The sequence below is a fragment of the Ponticaulis koreensis DSM 19734 genome (assembly GCF_000420665.1).
GTDB classification, from domain to species: Bacteria; Pseudomonadota; Alphaproteobacteria; order Caulobacterales; family Hyphomonadaceae; genus Ponticaulis; species Ponticaulis koreensis.
In genome coordinates this window covers 1969784-1986912 of the sequence record NZ_ATVJ01000001.1, presented here as the reverse complement: position 1 = coordinate 1986912, position 17129 = coordinate 1969784, and the positions used below count along the sequence as shown (strand labels likewise).

Sequence of the window (17129 nt, the reverse complement as noted above, 5' to 3'; positions counted from 1 at the left end):
AATTTCTGGTTTAAGTGTCAGACCGCTTAGAGGTCTGCGCAGAAAGCTTTGTATGCAGCGTCGTCCATCAGCGAATCGAGCTCGCTGGGATTTGACAGTTTGATTTTCGCAAACCAGCCTTCACTGTCGGGAGCTTCGTTGACGGTTTCAGGCGCATCGCTGAGCTTTGTATTAGCTTCGATGACATCGCCAGACACAGGCGCATAAACGTCGGAGGCAGCTTTTACGCTCTCGACGACAGCCATATCGTCACCTTTTTCGAAACTAGCGCCAACGTCAGGCAGCTCAACAAAGACAACATCGCCAAGCTGTTCAGCGGCATAGGAGGTAATGCCTACAGTCGCGGTGTCACCTTCAACGCTCACCCATTCATGATCTTCTGTGTACTTAACAGTCATTGCCTTACCCCTTTTCAAACTGCCCGGCATATATCTGGTGCCCGACCAGACGCCTTATCTCTTGTAATTGTGCGGAACGAACGGAAGCTTTGCGACCTTCGCGGCGCGCGGCTTACCGCGAACCATAAGCGTCAGTTCAGTGCCCGTTTTGGCAAACTCGCGGTCGACATACCCCATAGCCACAGGGCCTTCGACAGTTGGCCCGAAACCACCTGATGTGATCTCGCCAATCTTCTTGTCACCTGCGTAAATCTCGGTGCCTTCGCGCGCTGGCGCACGGTCCATTGGCTGGATGCCTACGCGGCGGATCGGCGCGCCATTAGCGATCTGGTCGAGAATTTTCGTCGCGCCCGGAAAGTCTGCAGCTGCGCGGCGGTTCTTGGAGATCAGCCATGTGAGAGACGCTTCGACAGGCGTTTTCTGAGGATCAAGGTCATGCCCATAAAGACAGAGACCTGCCTCAAGGCGAAGGCTGTCGCGCGCGCCAAGACCGATCGGCTTTACACGCTCATCGCCCAGCAGTTCGACGATATGACCGACACCTGACGCCGGAACGAGAATTTCAAAACCGTCTTCGCCCGTATAGCCACAACGTGACACGATGCAAGTGAGGTCTTTACAGACCATACGGCGGCTTTCCATGAAGCCGAGATAGGCTGCTTCCGGGAAGCTTTCGCTCACAACGGCTTCAGCGTCAGGCCCCTGAAGAGCTACGAGAATTCGGTTATCGAGGCGCTCAAGATCAGCAAGATCACCGAGCTTTTCGTTCATCAGCGCCCAGTCGTCTCCTTTAGTCGCACCATTCACAACGATGTAGAGACGGCCCTGCTGGTCGCCTTCATACGGACGGGTGATGATCAGATCATCGAGAATGCCGCCGTTTTCATTGAGCAGCACGGTCAGCCGGGCCTGACCTGGCTCAAGGCCCTGAATGTCACCCGGAACGAGCGTTTCGATCAGTTTGGCAATTTCAATGTGCGCGTCTTCATCTTCACGTGGACCGCCAGGAAGGGTCAGAAGACATGGTCCCATATGGGAGACATCAAACAGACCGCAGTGTTCGCGAGTCCACTTATGCTCGGCCATGACGCCTTCAAACTGGATTGGCATGTCATAACCGGCAAAGCCGACCATTTTCGCGCCGAGGCGGACATGAACATCATGCAAAGGGGTTTGCGCTAGCGGCGGATGGTCACTCAAAATGCACTCCAACGGGTTAGCAGCCGCGTGTCGCAGCCAGCCCCCGCTGTCTCGGTGCCTGAGAGATTCCGTGAGCCAGAAACGCGCTCACTTGCTCCGTCGGCGAGGCTTTTTGCCTCTTTCCAGCGTTTTCGTTCTCAACGGTCCTTTTGCCTGAGCGTTTCCGGGGCGGTTGCGCCTTCGGCCCCGGGGCTAATCCCGGTGTCTCCCGTCGAGAGCGTGGTCTCTATGCGTAAACATTACGCGAGTCAAAGAGTATGACTCACAAGGTGAGAGTCAAATGACAGGCCGCAGATTCCGCGGCCTATCCCCAGTTCTTGCAAATTCGGCAGAAAATCAGCGATTTCCTGCTCCTTATTGAGGCACTACATGCGCTCTGGGGTTTTAATACCCAGAATGTCGAGGCCCGTTTCAAGCTGGTTCAACACCGCTTCGCACAGACCGAGTCGCGATGCGCGCAGCTCTGCGTCTTTCTCCGCAGCGATCGGATGGGCTGCATAGAATGCTGAGAACGCCTGAGCGAGGTTGTAGATATGCTCGCAGAGGAAGTGTGGCATACGCTTCTCAAACGCCTGCTCCAGCGCCGTGTTAAAGCCGTCCATCTGCATCGCGAGCTTACGTTCTGTGTCGCTGACGATCCTGATCGCGCCCGCAGCATTTCCCTCGCCTTTTGCGCGGCGCAGAAGCGCTTTGATGCGAACTGCTGCGTAAAGGAGATACGGACCAGTTTTGCCTTCAAAGCTTGTGAAGCGCTCCAGATCGAACTTGTAATCCGTAGTCCGGGTATTCTGAAGATCAGAGAAACGTGTCGCTGCAAGCGCAATCTTCAGACCGATATCGCGCACCTCTTCTTCTGACAGATCGTCAGAGAGGTTTGCTTCGGAGATACGCTTTTCAGCCTCTTCCAGCGCCATACGGTTCAGGTCGGAAAGGCGCACGGTGCCGCCGTCACGCGTTTTGAACGGCTTGCCATCATCACCATTCACCGTGCCGAAACCGATATGCTCCAGACCTGCTTCCGGGAAATAGCCCGCTTTTTCAGACGCACGGAAAACCTGCTGGAAGTGCAGCGCCTGACGCTGGTCCACAACATACAGCATGGTATCCGGCTTGATGTTCTGCGCGCGGTCAAAAATCGTCGCGAGATCAGTCGTGTGATAGCCGACGCCACCTCGTGAGTTCACGAGAATAAACGGCGGCATTTCGGTTTTGCCTTTGTCGGTGTCACGCGCCACGCGGATAATCCACGCGCCATCACTTTCCTCGGCAATGCCGCGATCTTTCAAGTCAGTGACCATTGGCGCGACGAACGGATCCGCGTCACTTTCGCCTTTCCAGAGATCGAACGACACATTGAGACGGTCATAATCGACTTTCAGCGCTTTAACCGACACATCGATGAAATGTTTCAAAAGCGCACGATAGCCCGCACGGCCAGCCTGTAGCTCTGCCGTGGCTTTCTGGCAAAGCTCGCGATACGCCTCATCCGACTTGGATTTGCCGGATGCAAGCGGGTAAAGCCGCGCAAGATCTTCAATCGTGACCGGGCTTTCGGCAGGGAACGGACCTTCATTACCCACATCAAAGTAAGGCAGGTCAGGCTGCTCTTCGGAAAGACCGACAATCAGCTGGCCCATCTGAAGGCCCCAGTCGCCAAGGTGCGCATCGCCGATAACGGTATGGCCGAGGAAACGACAAAGACGCTTCAGAGTGTCGCCGATAACGGCAGACCGCAGGTGTCCAACGTGCATTGGCTTGGCAACGTTCGGGCCGCCAAAATCGATCACAATGGTTTTGGTGTCTGCGCTCTGGTCCGCGCCTGCAAATTCACTTTCGCGCACGCCTTGTACACGGCCTGCGAGAAGCTCTTCAGTCACTTTGATATTCAGGAAGCCAGGGCCAGCCACCGTGATGTCCGCAATGGCAGGATGGCCAGACAGTTTCTCAACGAGCTCGCCCGCAATCTCACGCGGGTTGCGGCGCGCAGCCTTAGCCGCCGCCATAGCGCCGTTGCACTGGAAATCTGCGAGGTCCGGGCGGTCAGATCGGCGAACCATGCCGAGTTTTGCTTCAAGACCAATTGCTTCAAACGCCTGTCCACATGCCGTGGACAGTTCGGACGCTATGTCCGCCATGACCGGATTTCCTTATTTACTGAACTGTACTGGTTATTGTGTCTGGAGCAGGAAGCGACGACCGGTTTCGTTGAACGTGCGTTGTTCATCGGTCAGCTCAAAGCCCACAAGAATTTCAAAGTTCGCGCCGGAGATTGAAGAATCAGCGCGCGGGATCACGATGCGACCTACAGTCTCTTCCATTGTCACAACCTGACGACCATTACGGAATTCAACATTCACAGGGAAGACCTGCTTTTCGATCACCGCGCGGTTTGTACGCGTCACAGCTACGAAATAGTTGAATGTGTGCTGGTTTGCCGTCGCAGCTTCTCCGCGACCGAATGCAAAATCGATCTCGATCTGTGCTTCGATCGGATTGTCCTCTACATAACGGCAGAACAGTCGCACACCGTTAATTTCGCCGGTATACTCGATGTCATAGTATTGATCACCTTCACCGTTGAATTCGACCACACGCTGCGCCTCATACACAGAACCGGCAGCAGGGCATGGCCCCTGGTTCGTGCGGGTGTCCAGGCCATCCAAAGTGGAACAGGCTGAAAGAAGCAAAGCGGACCCGGCAAGGGTAGAAGACACTAAAAGACGCACGTGAAACAACTCCTTGGCCGTTTTCTGTAAGGACACCATCTGTTAGAGCGTGATAACGGTGCAAACCCGAACTGGCAACGGCGCATTGTGCCGTGTGAACAAGAGGTAATAAGAAAACATGCAGTCACTGACGATCCGCCTCTCTGCCCCGCGTGGATTCTGCGCCGGCGTAGACCGTGCCATTCAGATCGTCGAAGAGGCGCTGACTAAATGGGGACCACCCGTTTATGTGCGCCACGAAATCGTTCACAACGCCCATGTTGTCGAAGGCCTGAAGGCCAAAGGCGCGGTGTTTGTAGAAGAACTGCATGAGTGCCCTGACGACCGTCCGGTCATTTTTTCTGCCCATGGCGTGCCAAAATCCGTACCCGCTGAGGCCGCGTCTCGCGAGATGATTTACGTCGATGCGACCTGTCCGCTCGTCTCTAAAGTTCACGTTGAAGCTCAGAAACATGCTGATGCCGGCCGTGACATTCTTCTGATCGGCCATGCTGGCCACCCCGAAGTCGTCGGCACAATGGGCCAGCTGCCTGACGGAACGATTCGTCTGATTGAAACGCCACAAGACGCTGAGACGATCAGCGTCGAAAATCCGGACAATCTGGCGTTTGTTACACAGACCACGCTCTCAGTAGATGACACGGCCGAAGTTATCGGCGTACTACAGCGCCGTTTCCCGTCCATTTCAGCACCGCATAAAGAAGACATATGTTATGCAACGACCAATCGTCAGGAAGCAGTAAAAGCCATGGCTGAAGGCGCTGATCTGGTGCTGGTCATCGGCGCGGAAAACTCTTCGAACTCGAAACGACTTGTAGATGTGGCGCTACGTTCAGGCGCAAAGGCCGCGCGCCTCATCGCATCGGTCGATTTCGTAGACTGGTGCTGGCTTGAGGGCGTCTCAACGCTCGGCATCACAGCGGGCGCCAGCGCACCTGAAATCCTCGTCGACGATTTGATCGATGCCTGCCGCGAAAGGTTCGACGTCTCGATGGAAGAAATCCGCGTCACAGATGAGCACGTGACCTTCAAACTCCCACGAATACTAGCAATCTGATACAAAAAAGGCGGCGTTCTTCAGCACCGCCTTCGTTTTTAGCTTTCACCAAACTTATTCAGCTACCGCCACAGAGACAGACTCCAGTTCGACCACTGTGTCGCCAGCTGGCCAGAAGCCGACAAAGTCTGACGCCGGATCAACGATGTCCGGAATGGTGTAGTCGAAAGAATACTCTGCGAATTCAGACGTCAGATCAAAGCGTTCCCACCCGCTATTGCCTGCAGCATTCGTAGAATAAGCGACCGCGACGCGGTTCGCCTGACCGCCTGACGCGCGCGCTGAAAAACTAACTGTAACCGTCTGACCGTCGAGGCTGCCGAGCGTTGGCCCAGTGTATTCAATGGATGCGCCAGACGTTTCTCCGCCAGAGCTCATACCGCCGATATTTGTGTTTACCAGCGTAACTGCTGCAGCACCCGGCGTTACCGTGACCTGCTCAGTTGCGCTAAGCGCGCCAACGAGTGCAGCACCTTCCCAGCTCATATTCTGCGGATTAGAAGGCGTCTCAACGACTTCTTCAGGGGCAGGTGTCGAAGCTACCGGCGCTGGCTCATCCTGTCCCCCGCATGCGGCAAGCCCGAGCGCCAAAATGGAAACACCAAGTGTCCTGAAATGCATAATCAACCTCATTCTTCAAATGCCTGTCCCCAGGCTGATGTGATCCCGTCGTCTCCGAAAATGGACACGTACGCAATACCGGGTCACGCTTAAGAACGAAATAAGTCATCAATTTGGCATTTCGTTCCAAGAACTGGAGCAACAGCCCTGTTTCTTGAATGTTATCGATCATCATGCACAAAATGAGTGCAGCCTGCTCAACAAAAAGGTGAGCCACTATCGTTCAATACAACCAACCCGCGACAACTGCTCAATTGACCCGATGGGGCTCTCATGTGAAGGAAGCGCATGGCTGTATACACTGAAGTTGATGACGACGCACTGAACGACTTTCTGACCCGATATGACATCGGTGAAGCGGTTGCTTTTAAAGGCATTGCAGAGGGCGTTGAAAACTCCAACTACCTCCTTGAGACCACCAAGGCGCGCTTCATTCTTACCCTCTATGAGAAGCGCGTAAACCCGGACGATCTTCCCTTCTTCATGGGTGTGATGGAAGCCTTGTCTGCCGCAGACTTCCCGTGCCCTCAGCCGGTCAAAGGAAAGAATAGGTCGGCGCTTCAGACACTCCTCGATAAGCCAGCTGCCATCGTCACCTTTCTGAAGGGCATGTCTCCGCGACGGCCGGACGCAAACCAGTGCCGCCAGATTGGCGAAGCCATGGCGCGCATGCACCTTGTGCTACAGACAAGCTCTCTCGGACGTCCGAACAATCTGTCCATCGACGCATGGGATGAGCTTTATGACGGCCGCGAGAGCGTTGCCGCCACGCTGGCTCCCAACCTTGCCACGCTTATTTCTGGTGATCTGGATCGTTTGCACGACCAGTGGCCTGATCCTGAAACCCTGCCACGAGGCATTATCCACGCAGACCTTTTCCCGGATAACGCGTTCTTCCTCGGTGATACATTTTCCGGGGTTATCGACTTCTATTTTGCCTGCACTGACATGCTGGCTTATGATGTCGCGATCGCGCTCAACGCCTGGTGCTTTGAAGCGCGCGGCGAATTCAACATGACCAAAGGCCGAGCCTTGATGGCTGGCTATGATAGCGTGCGCAGCTTCACCGAAGCCGAACGCAAAGCTCTTCCAGCACTCATCCATGGCGCGGCTATGCGTTTCTTCCTGACACGCCTCGTCGACTGGACGGATACGCCAGCCGACGCGCTCGTGCGCCCGAAAAATCCGGTCGAGTACGCAGAAAAGCTGGGTTTCCACCGATTGGCACGAACCGTGGAAGATTACGGATATATCGCCAGCTAATCCCGCCAACGTAGCCCATATTCAAAAAAAAACGACAAAACACCATCAAATAGTAAAGCGCTAACCTGACATTCATCAGCTTCTGCTTCCCATTTTTCAGGAATCCTGACCACTCTTCAGGTAAACTGCATTATAGGTGGAAGCCGGCGTGGGCGAAATAAACAAAGTCTCGACACGTTCGCTCAGCTGCACGGCAAGCTGTGGCATTGCAGTTTTCTCTGCGCTCGCCCTTTTTCTAAGCGCGCCTGCTTCAGCTCAGAATGAACCACAGACAACCCGCAACACCATAACTACGGCGACCGCTGAAAACTGGCCCGACGCTGCAGTTCAATTGGCCGAAGACATTCTGTCTCGCTATTTTATGCCGGGCGACTATCATGATTTTGAAGCCCTGAAAGAGACCCTGCCTGAGAGTGAACTTCTCGAACGGCACATGGAATACGTGTTCCACGATTCCTTTATGGGCCTTTCGGATTATCCTCGCGTATTAGAAGAGATGAACGCGTTTCTCGCAGAAACAGGACTCGAAGTATCCTCATCGTTTCGAACACTCACCGCCATCGGGTATGAGACGTCGACGTCTAATAACTATCACATGGGGCTGGATCGGATCGACGCTTTCCTGCGCGCACGAAACTTCACGACTGATGAGTATGTCCGGGCTCTGATCTTACAATCTATCTTCCTTTTGCAACTGGATCAGGACATCGACGCCGCAAATGTCATGCGAGATATTACGGCGTTCACGAATAGACACCCCGTTTCCGAGCTGGTCCAGTTTGATGTTGCCCAACTAGAAATCAGGGTCTTCGAGGCACATACCTCGCCTGAAGAAATCGTCGAACTGCTTGCTCGCGAATATTGGACCATTCAGGACTTGATGCTGCCCTACACGGTCAGTTCAACGCCACATGATCTTGCAACATTGCTGTATTCACATAACCGGATTGATGAGCTTGAGCGCCTGACCAATACGTTTCTGACCGCCACGGAAACGGGCGTATACGAATATCTGCGCGGAGATGCTCTTCATAGCTGCGCACTTTTGAACCTTGCCCGTGGTAATAATGAGCTCGCTATGGAATGCTCTATTGAGGCAGAGCCATATTTCCAGGAAAAAGACCGCACACAGTTCGAATGGGCTGTCACTACTGTTGATGCAGCCATTCGTTCGGGTAACGAAGAACTTGCTGAAGCCTACTTCCAAACGCTAAGCGCACTTCCTGAAGCGCAACTCACAAACCGAAACCAGTTCATCGTCGCGGAACTCGAGGCAAGGCTCTTTGCGCTCTCCGGAGATATTGAAAGCGCTTATAATGCAATGCTGACCTTCCACCAGACGAAGGCCGTTGCACTGGATGACGAAATCCAGGCGCTTGCCGCCAATCAGATGCAATATCTGCAGGAAGAAGCAGACCGGATTACCGAACGCGCAAATCTGCTGAACCTGCAGAACACTCTCCAGCAACGAACGATCAAACTGTTCCAATGGTTGTCCGCCCTGTTCGGACTACTACTGACTCTCTCCATTGCATTCGCTTTTCTTATGCTCCGAAAGAACCGCGAAGTCATACATGCGCGAGATGATGCTCGACGTATGAGCGAAGTAAAATCGCGTTTTCTCGCCAACATGAGTCATGAAGTAAGAACGCCGATGAACGGTGTCATCGGCCTCGCCGGTGCGCTCGAAAAAACGGAACTCGATGATCGCCAGTCTGAGCTCGTGACGCTCATACAGCGTTCAAGCAAGTTGATGACAACAGTTCTTGACGATATTCTGGACCTTTCACGTATCGAGTCCGAAAAGATCATCATAGAAAACAACGAATTTCTGCCACGCGAGTTGTTCGAAGAGACGAGAGTCTTTTTCGAAGCAAGCACCGAAAGAAAAGAACTCTCACTCAGCTTTGTGCCGAGTATCAGCGAAAACCTTCTGGTAAACGGCGACGCGTCACGTATCCGCCAGATCCTCTACAATCTGATCACCAACGCGCTGAAATTTACAGACAGCGGTAGTATCGAAGTCAGATGCTGGGCGAACAAGACTGGCGGCGCGGATAACAAAATTTGTCTCTGGTTTTCAGTCGAAGATACTGGCCAAGGCATACCATCCGACAAACTGAAGACGATTTTTGAACCGTTCATGCAGGCTGACAGTTCCTCCACGCGCCGCTTTGGCGGGCTGGGTCTAGGCCTCGCAATCTCCCGACAACTTGTCGAACTGATGAATGGAAGCATCTACGCGAGTTCCACCGTAGGCTCAGGAACACGGATCGAATTTTCCATTCCGGCTGAACTCGTTTCCGAAGATAGTCAAATCATCAACGATGCCGAAGTGCCAGTCAGCTTCGAGAACAGTACTCAGGTTCTGGTCGCCGAAGACCATTCTGTGAACCGCAAGGTTATTGATGTACTGATGGATGGTCTGGGAATCTCCCCTCTGATCGTTGAGACCGGTCTGGATGCGGTCAGCGCATATGAGAAGGCGCCATTCAGTTTCGTTTTCCTCGATATCCAGATGCCCGTTATGGATGGAATCGACGCACTCATCAGAATGAAACAAATCGATCAGGAGAAAGGCCGATTTGGTACCCAATATGTTGCATTCACCGCCAACGCGATGACCCATCAGGTCGAACATTACAAGGCTGTCGGCTTCGATCATGTGCTGACCAAGCCTGTCGACTTGCAAAGCCTCATCACAATCTTCACTTCAGCCCCGACAATAGAAGCTAAAACCGAAGACGCCTGAAAAATCTGGGTGAAACTGCACTTCTGAAATTGACGCTACGCTCAAAGCTCGGTTCAACCTGTGTGATGACTAAATCAGTTGAAATCTGGACAGACGGAGCCTGCTCCGGAAACCCCGGCCCCGGCGGCTGGGGCGCGCTCCTAATAAGCGGCGCACACAAGAAAGAGCTTTATGGCGGAGAGCCCGAAAGCACAAATAACCGTATGGAACTCATGGCCGCCATTGTCGCGCTTGAGGCTGTTAAAGATGGCTACCACATCACGCTACATACCGACTCTACATACGTGAAGGACGGTCTGAACAAGTGGATCCATAACTGGAAACGCAATGGCTGGAAAACGGCCGCGAAAAAACCGGTTAAGAACGCAGATCTATGGCAGAGACTTGATGTTGCCGCCTCCCGTCACCCTCACTTGAAATGGAAATGGGTCAAGGGACACGCAGGCGATGAGGGTAATGAGAGAGCCGATGAACTGGCGCGAAAAGGCGCCAGCGAACAGCCGCGCTAAAAATCTTTCCAATGATGTCGCCTCAGCGATCAATTCCCCAAAAAATCTCACGATTTACGATGGATAACTCGCACCACTGCCGATAGTGTCTGATGAAATTGGGGGAAGCGTTTCAGCTGAAACGCTTATTTTGTATTGTGCAGGGGTACTGAAGTTATGCATCTTCTATTGCACGTCGGGACGGAACAGACGGGGGCCGCTAACTGGCAGAAAGTTCTGTTCCATTATCGCAGCCAGCTGGCCGAGAGCAAACTCTGGTATTCCGCCAGTATGGGTGCTCCGTTTTTCCCGGCGAACCATCGAAAGTTGATCGCATATGCGCGTCCTTTCTCTGAGAAGGATGACAGTCTGGAGATGTTCGGCATTCAGAGCGCCGATGCACAGGTCAAATTTCGCGAAAAAACCCGCGAAAAGCTTGAGAACGAAGTCATGAAAGCGCGCGAGAATGGCGCGGACGTCTTCTTCTTGAGCTGCGAACACGCTCACTCTCGTCTGACCAAGCCAGAATGGATTTCCGAGCTTAAAACATTGTTCGACGGCTTATTCGAAAACGTGACCGTGTTGTTTCATCTGCGTCCGCAAATCGATATGGCAATCAGCGCTATCACGAATTCGGTTCTTTTCGGGCAGCCAATATCCCGCGCGAGCTTTAACGTCGTGAAGCCATCTACCCCATATTACGACTATCTGGGCATGGTAAAGAAGTGGGCGAGCGTTTTCGGAATTTCCAGCATTCGCCTCTCGGCCTTCAAGAACGATGTATTCCCGCTCAAGGGCATGGATGCGGGTCCAGCCAGCATCGAGTCTGACATTATAGAGAATGCCGAAGACTCCCTGACCATGGGCCTTGACCTCTCCATGATTGAGGCCGTCATGTCCGTGCCCGATTTGCGCACGCGTCACATTCAGTATTTCCAGTCCTATCCGGTGCAGACGCCATTGCGCCTGGGCATCGATCGCGCGACCAAACTTCAGGCCGCCTTCTTCGAAGACAATGCGCAGCTTGCGACCCGCTATCAGGGGCTTAAAGCGAGCGATCTTACGCCGGACTGGGCGCCGCACATGGAAGCAAGCAATTTCGATCAAATAAACCCGTCCAAAGAGACCGGTCGTTTAATCGAACATATGCTTGAAAGAAGCCGGATGGTGTTGCTTCGCCAGAAAGCCGAAACACATCTGACAGAATGCGAGCGGGCACTCGCCAGAAACAATGTAGATATCGCACGCAACTTCTACGCGTCATTTGAAAGGGCACTGAATGAGTCAACACCTGAGTTCGAGCGTTTACGCCTGTCTCCGGACATAAAAAACCGGATGCTGGAGTGCAAGCAGAAGGTGAGTTGACAAAACTCTTTCAATGAAATCAAAGAAAAAAAGTAATTAGGAGGTTGGTGTGACGAATAAGATTATGTTGGTACATTTTGGCCGAAGCGGCTCGACCGTGATCGCCAAAATGCTTGCCAAACACACCAAAATTGCCTGGTTTGAAGAGATTGTAACGCTTCAGGAACAGAAAGGCGCCAAGACCACTGAATGGCAGGTTGGCGACTATGTTTCACTGATCGACAACCTCCCTCAACCCAAGCGCCATGTCGGGTATGAAGTTAAACCGATTAACTTCTACAAGAACCCGAATGTGAAGATTGAAGACGTCATCGAGCACTATCATGCAGTTGGCGACACGACCTTTATTTTCCTTCAGCGTCACAACACGCTGCGTCGCTATATCAGCGCGGTAAAAGCCTCAAAACTGTCGCTATATCACGTGAAAGCGGACGATGGCCCAAAGCCGGAGAAGAAGGCGATCACGCTCGATCTGAAGGATCTGCACGATTACGATTCTGCATCTAAAGCAGACACGCTCGTCGAGCTGCTTCGTAAGGCCAAAACAGAAGAACAGCGCCTGATGAACTTCTTTGAGGAGAAGGGCATCGACATGCTGCACCTCACCTATGAAGAACACATCGAGCAGAACCCGCTCGACGCGTACAACATCATCTGCTCCTACATGATGCTTGGCATTGAGCAGCAGGAAATCACCCTACGCAAAACAAGCGCAGGTATCCGCAACGACATTGAAAACTTTGATGAAGTCAAAGCTGCGCTGGCGGGTTCCGAATTTGAATGGATGGTTGAAGAGTAGGCGTCAGGCCTACTCTCTTCCAACGCTCAGCTGCGTCTGACGCATATCGGTCACAGCCTGCTGACCTACATCCGCGATATGCTCGAACAGCTGGCGATATTTCTGCCGGACGGCACCAAGCCCTGCCTTTTCGGACAAATATAATTCAAGCGCGCTCTGATCCACAGCCCGGCCCTGCCCGCGGATTTGCTCAGAGAATGCGTCGGCGATCTGCGCCGCCATCTCCTCATCTGAACCGAGGGAAATCAGGTCGGCACACGCTTTCGGCAAATCAGCGAAGGCTTTCAGATTGAACGCGAGTGTGCGCTTTCCGAAGCCCACTGCCCGCGATGCAACGCCTGACGATTCTCCAACCGACGGCCAGCGGAGCGCCGGAACAAGATCGGCCGCCATGAACAGCTCATCGAACTGTTTTTCATCTGTGTAGCCTAGCAAGGAAATGCGGGACTGATCCGGAAACTTCTGGATGAGACGCAGAACGCCCGAGTCCATTACCTCCCCCGCGATCACCAGTCTGAACTTCGTATCGCCTGCTTCTTGGCAACGCTCCAGTGCTTTCAGGACAAGATCGATCCGTTTGGGCGGCGTCACAAATCCCGCACACAAGATCATTGTCTCATCGTCAGCAATATTCAAACGTTTGCGCACAACTCCACGCGCATCTGCTGACACTCCGCTCTCTTCTGGCGTCTGACAGAAATGCGGGATCATTGACACCGGTGCATCACGGCGGATCATCTTAGTACGCTGACGCGCCCAGCGCGAATGCACAATCACATGGTAGGCATCGCGAATAAACGGCTCCAGCAACGGCATCTCGAACTGAAGTTGCGGGTGGTACTCCGGCATTTTCTGACCCCGCTTCTGCGCGAGTGAGATACCTCGTTCTCCCGCAGCTTTGCCGAGCACATATTCGTAAGCCGTCCTATCGCCCTTTGCGAGCGTCATCTCGGTGACGAGATGGTGCACAGAGAAGTCATGGATTTCCACTATCCTTGGCCGGTCCAGCGCAGCGAGGTAAATGAACTCGTGATACGGGTTGTTTCCGAGCTGGTAGATCGGGACGGCGTCCGAACGAAACGGTGCCCCTGCCCTATCTACAAACTGGATATCGAAGTCATCAAATCCGGTCGAAAACACCTGCTGGGTATAGTGCGCAATGCCACTCGGTACCGGCGGCAGAGGCGACCAGATATCAATCTTCATGTTTGCGCTCGAGCTCGCGTTTCAGGCTTTCGACCTGCTGCTCCAGATCATCTATCCGCGTGAGCGCTTCGGTCTCGATACGAGCGAGACGCATATCAAACATCTCCACCAGCGCTTTAGCGGACAGGAAAGTGATCGACTCACCCTCCAGCTCCATTTTGACCGTCGTGCGGGTAAGCGAAACAATCTTGTTCTTGATGGTACTGAATGGCCACATTCTGATAAGCGCGCCCCCGACGCATGTTTGGTTGCCTGATTCCGCAATCAGAATTTCACATACTTCGCCATTTCAGCAAGGGGCAGGCCCTTCTCTTCGGAGAATTCCATGACTTTGCGAAAATCACGGCGGATTGTGTCCAACTCAGGAATACGGACGCCATCGATAGACCGGGTCGTAGGCACTTCCACCCCATGGCGATCACGAAGTTCTTTAAGTTCTTCATTGTAAATCCGGCGCGTACCCGCAGCCAGGATTTCAGGCACCTTAGGCACGATACGGAAGGTCGAATCCAGCTTGGACGCATCCGTCAGGCCATCAATCATTTTCTGGCTCGTCGCATCTGGGAGACGCAGCGTATTGTAGACGAGTTTGAAGTAAAGAAGGTTTCCCGAAACGCTTGGGTTATTATCCCATGGCAGGCGCTGCATGCCTTCAATATCACTCGTGCCTGTGATGTTTTTGAAGTCGAGCAGAACATCGCCCTTAGGCAATTGCTGACGATCATAAACATGCGTGGTGACATTCGCCTTGCCGAACACCTCCACCCAACGGTCAACCAGATCGATATAGGAGCGGCGCTTGGTGACCAGATACTGGCTCATATCAGGATAGCGCTTGCCCATCTGGATGTCCTGCTGCCACCAGCTGAGAAGATAGCGGACAGGATCACGTAGATACAGAATGATCCGAATGTCATAACCGGCGAACACCTCTTTCAGCGTTTCCGGCTTCTCAAGATCGCAGAGTGACTCGCTGGAAATGATCGCGGTATCGAATGGAGCAATTTCCTTACGCAGCGCTTTGAGGTGTTTCTCATGCTTTTTCGGGTGGGTTACCCAGCTCAGCAGCTCATGATGCGCGGCAGCGTCTTGTCCGAGGCCGGGGTAGCAGATGCCGTGGCTGGCCAGCAGGGCGCGGTTTTGAAAGAAATGGTGCTGAATGCTGGACGTACCGGTCTTGTTCGTACCGATATGCAGAAACACGGTCTTCTTTTTAGCCACTCAAAGTCCCCTATAATCAACGCAGGCATGTCATGCTGATATTTTACGCCGACGCAACCTGATTTTATACAAACCGGCAAGGGCTCTCCTAGCGAGCTGGTAACTGCGCAGGCACTAAGCAATAGCGCTCACAATATTGGAAAATATGTATTTTGGACCAACAATTCATTCTGCATCATTGCGCGCGCGTTCCAATCAGCTGCACCTCCCCAAAAGAATTTTCGTCACGTCCGACTTCTGGAAACTCGGTGTTGATTATTGAAATCACGCAGAGTAGCTGAGTAAGGTACGATATCTGTAGAGTGAGGGGACCCGATGCAGAACACGACCATTCCTAACCTGATCGTTGTTGGCGCCGGCAAGGCAGGCACGACATCTCTTCACAACTATCTGGACGCACATCCGCAGGTTTTTGGCGCTGGTGATAAAGAGCTGATGTACTTCTCACGCTTCATGGATAAGGGCGACGACTGGTACAAATCGAACTTCAAAGTTCGTGACGGCGTAAAAATCTATTTTGAATCCACGCCGCAATATTCTTTCCGCGACGAGTTTCCTGACGTTCCGCAGAACATTTACGACCTCAATCCGGACATGAAGATTATCTACATCGTCCGCGAACCGATCAAGCGGATTGTCTCACACTTCAATCACTGGTCCCGCACGCAGGCCCACACCTTCAAGGATATTGAAAAATCTCTGGCGCATGAACAGCACCGGAAGTTCTTTATCGACCGCACACGGTATTACTATCAGCTGCAGGCTTATCTTGCGCTCTTCCCAACTCGTCAGATCAAAGTCGTCTTCATGGAAGACCTGATCAGCAAGCACGCCGAGACGATGAACGACATCTTCCACTTCCTCGGCATTGACGAAATCGGCGACCAGATCCCGCCAGAGCGTCACAATGTCGGCGCAGCCTATGCAACCGATGTGAAGCGCTGGTCAGTCAAAGATATTTCTGAAGAACGGATCGCCGAAATTCAGAAGACGCTCTCAAAAGACGTCCAGAACCTATTTTATTATTGCAACAAACCAGCTGACTTCTGGGGAGAGGAATACGTATGAGTGAGGAGCTGAAGGAATTCGACCTCGCAGAATTTATGCCCGAAGGGCAGCGCAGCCTGTTTCGAAACTGCCGCGTCCGCGCTCCACAATCCTCAATGGGGGCTCTTCAGTTTAAATCGCCCCCAATTGGCGGTAACCGTAACAATGTCGACATTCTGATCTCCAAGCCGAATCTGAACGGCAATCTGACATTCGTAATCGGCCCGGGCAGCGCAAAAATCGAGATTCATACAGCCGGACACATCTTCGCTAATATCCGCACATGGCGACCAAGCACTCTGCGTATTGGTGAAGGTGTAACGATCAACTCTGCACGTATGGTTATGGACCTGGCTGATGTAAAAATTGGCGAGAACGGTCTCTGGTCAGATGAAATCCTGCTTCAGTCTAATGACCAGCATGGCATTATCGACCTTGAAACCATGGATGTCGTGAACGCCCATCGCCGTAAAATCGAGATTGGCAAGCATGTCTGGATTGGACGCCGTACGACTATCATGCCGGATGTTCGTATCGGTCCGGGCGGTATTCTGGGCGCAGGCTCCATCCTGACGTCCGACATGCCAGCGAAAACCATTTTTGGCGGGATTCCAGCCAAGAAGATCAAAGACAACGTCTCCTGGTGTCGGTCTCCGATGGGCCCGAACGAAATGGAAGAAGGCATCCTTTCTGAGTTACAAAGCGGCGTATAACGTCGACTGGCTTCAAAATCGCGGGACCTGCAAACGGTCCCGCTTTTTTTTGCAAGTAGCTCACATCCCTGCATAACAAAACTGAACCTGTTTTTCTGCCGAATTACTGCTCATCGCCGGTCAAATTCAGTTCAGCACTGCATATATTTAAACTTTCATTCTATTCGACATCTCCACATCCCCAGTGCCGAAAATTGCCGTCTCACTCAGTTCGCTCCGCTTTAAGTAGCAAGAATTCACAATGAATTCGCCGGATTTTCAGGCCTACCGCCC

At 52.9% G+C, this 17129-nt stretch carries 16 protein-coding genes and 2 riboswitches; of the genes, 8 read left to right on the top strand and 8 right to left on the bottom strand.

The window, feature by feature from the left end:
- Positions 1–26: 26 nt before the first annotated feature.
- The 4 genes from gcvH to G523_RS0110080 form a co-directional block, all read right to left on the bottom strand.
- Positions 27–398, bottom strand: a complete 372-nt coding sequence (gene gcvH / locus G523_RS0110095; protein ID WP_022694940.1) for a glycine cleavage system protein GcvH — start codon at positions 396–398, stop codon at positions 27–29.
- 54 nt (positions 399–452) lie between these two features.
- Positions 453–1598 (bottom strand): glycine cleavage system aminomethyltransferase GcvT, encoded by a 1146-nt coding sequence (gene gcvT, locus G523_RS0110090; protein ID WP_022694939.1) that lies wholly within the window; start codon positions 1596–1598, stop codon positions 453–455.
- A gap of 44 nt (positions 1599–1642) precedes the next feature.
- Positions 1643–1726: riboswitch (glycine riboswitch) on the bottom strand.
- A gap of 3 nt (positions 1727–1729) precedes the next feature.
- A riboswitch (glycine riboswitch) is annotated at positions 1730–1819 on the bottom strand.
- A 144-nt stretch (positions 1820–1963) separates the two neighbouring features.
- Positions 1964–3733 (bottom strand): arginine--tRNA ligase, encoded by a 1770-nt coding sequence (argS, locus tag G523_RS0110085; RefSeq protein WP_022694938.1) that lies wholly within the window; start codon positions 3731–3733, stop codon positions 1964–1966.
- 33 nt (positions 3734–3766) lie between these two features.
- Entirely contained in the window at positions 3767–4324 is a 558-nt protein-coding gene (locus G523_RS0110080; RefSeq protein ID WP_233347284.1) for a hypothetical protein, read from the bottom strand.
- A 118-nt stretch (positions 4325–4442) separates the two neighbouring features.
- On the opposite strand from G523_RS0110080, the gene ispH reads away from it, so the two are divergent.
- Positions 4443–5381 carry a 4-hydroxy-3-methylbut-2-enyl diphosphate reductase gene (gene ispH, locus G523_RS0110075; protein WP_022694936.1) on the top strand — a complete coding sequence of 313 codons (939 nt, stop codon included), beginning with the start codon at positions 4443–4445 and terminating at the stop codon, positions 5379–5381.
- A gap of 54 nt (positions 5382–5435) precedes the next feature.
- On the opposite strand, the gene G523_RS0110070 is transcribed toward ispH, so the two are convergent.
- A complete protein-coding gene (locus tag G523_RS0110070) occupies positions 5436–6002 on the bottom strand; it encodes a hypothetical protein (protein WP_022694935.1) in 567 nt (188 codons plus the stop codon).
- A 288-nt stretch (positions 6003–6290) separates the two neighbouring features.
- On the opposite strand from G523_RS0110070, the gene G523_RS0110065 reads away from it, so the two are divergent.
- From G523_RS0110065 to G523_RS0110045, 5 genes are all read left to right on the top strand, one after another.
- Positions 6291–7265, top strand: coding sequence for a homoserine kinase (locus G523_RS0110065; RefSeq protein ID WP_022694934.1), 975 nt, complete (start codon positions 6291–6293; stop codon positions 7263–7265).
- A 148-nt stretch (positions 7266–7413) separates the two neighbouring features.
- Positions 7414–10017 (top strand): ATP-binding protein, encoded by a 2604-nt coding sequence (locus G523_RS20360; RefSeq protein ID WP_155802641.1) that lies wholly within the window; start codon positions 7414–7416, stop codon positions 10015–10017.
- A gap of 65 nt (positions 10018–10082) precedes the next feature.
- Positions 10083–10526, top strand: coding sequence for a ribonuclease HI (gene rnhA / locus G523_RS0110055; protein ID WP_022694932.1), 444 nt, complete (start codon positions 10083–10085; stop codon positions 10524–10526).
- Positions 10527–10682: 156 nt separating this feature from the next.
- Positions 10683–11870 carry a hypothetical protein gene (locus tag G523_RS0110050; protein WP_022694931.1) on the top strand — a complete coding sequence of 396 codons (1188 nt, stop codon included), beginning with the start codon at positions 10683–10685 and terminating at the stop codon, positions 11868–11870.
- Between the two features lie 49 nt (positions 11871–11919).
- Positions 11920–12669 carry a Stf0 family sulfotransferase gene (locus tag G523_RS0110045; RefSeq protein ID WP_155802640.1) on the top strand — a complete coding sequence of 250 codons (750 nt, stop codon included), beginning with the start codon at positions 11920–11922 and terminating at the stop codon, positions 12667–12669.
- Positions 12670–12678: 9 nt separating this feature from the next.
- Here G523_RS0110045 and G523_RS0110040 read toward each other — a convergent pair whose 3' ends face one another.
- Genes G523_RS0110040 through G523_RS0110030 form a run of 3 tightly spaced genes read right to left on the bottom strand, consistent with a single transcriptional unit; the run spans position 12679 to position 15096 of the window.
- Positions 12679–13875, bottom strand: a complete 1197-nt coding sequence (locus G523_RS0110040; protein WP_022694929.1) for a glycosyltransferase — start codon at positions 13873–13875, stop codon at positions 12679–12681.
- Positions 13865–14092 (bottom strand): hypothetical protein, encoded by a 228-nt coding sequence (locus tag G523_RS0110035; protein ID WP_022694928.1) that lies wholly within the window; start codon positions 14090–14092, stop codon positions 13865–13867. The genes G523_RS0110040 and G523_RS0110035 overlap by 11 nt, the downstream gene beginning before the upstream one ends.
- 47 nt (positions 14093–14139) lie before the next feature.
- Positions 14140–15096 carry a hypothetical protein gene (locus G523_RS0110030; RefSeq protein ID WP_022694927.1) on the bottom strand — a complete coding sequence of 319 codons (957 nt, stop codon included), beginning with the start codon at positions 15094–15096 and terminating at the stop codon, positions 14140–14142.
- Between the two features lie 315 nt (positions 15097–15411).
- On the opposite strand from G523_RS0110030, the gene G523_RS18925 reads away from it, so the two are divergent.
- Complete coding sequence (locus G523_RS18925) at positions 15412–16164, top strand: sulfotransferase family protein (RefSeq protein WP_022694926.1); 753 nt, start codon at positions 15412–15414, stop codon at positions 16162–16164.
- Positions 16161–16856 carry an acyltransferase gene (locus G523_RS20355; protein WP_022694925.1) on the top strand — a complete coding sequence of 232 codons (696 nt, stop codon included), beginning with the start codon at positions 16161–16163 and terminating at the stop codon, positions 16854–16856. The genes G523_RS18925 and G523_RS20355 overlap by 4 nt, the downstream gene beginning before the upstream one ends.
- Positions 16857–17129: the final 273 nt, after the last annotated feature.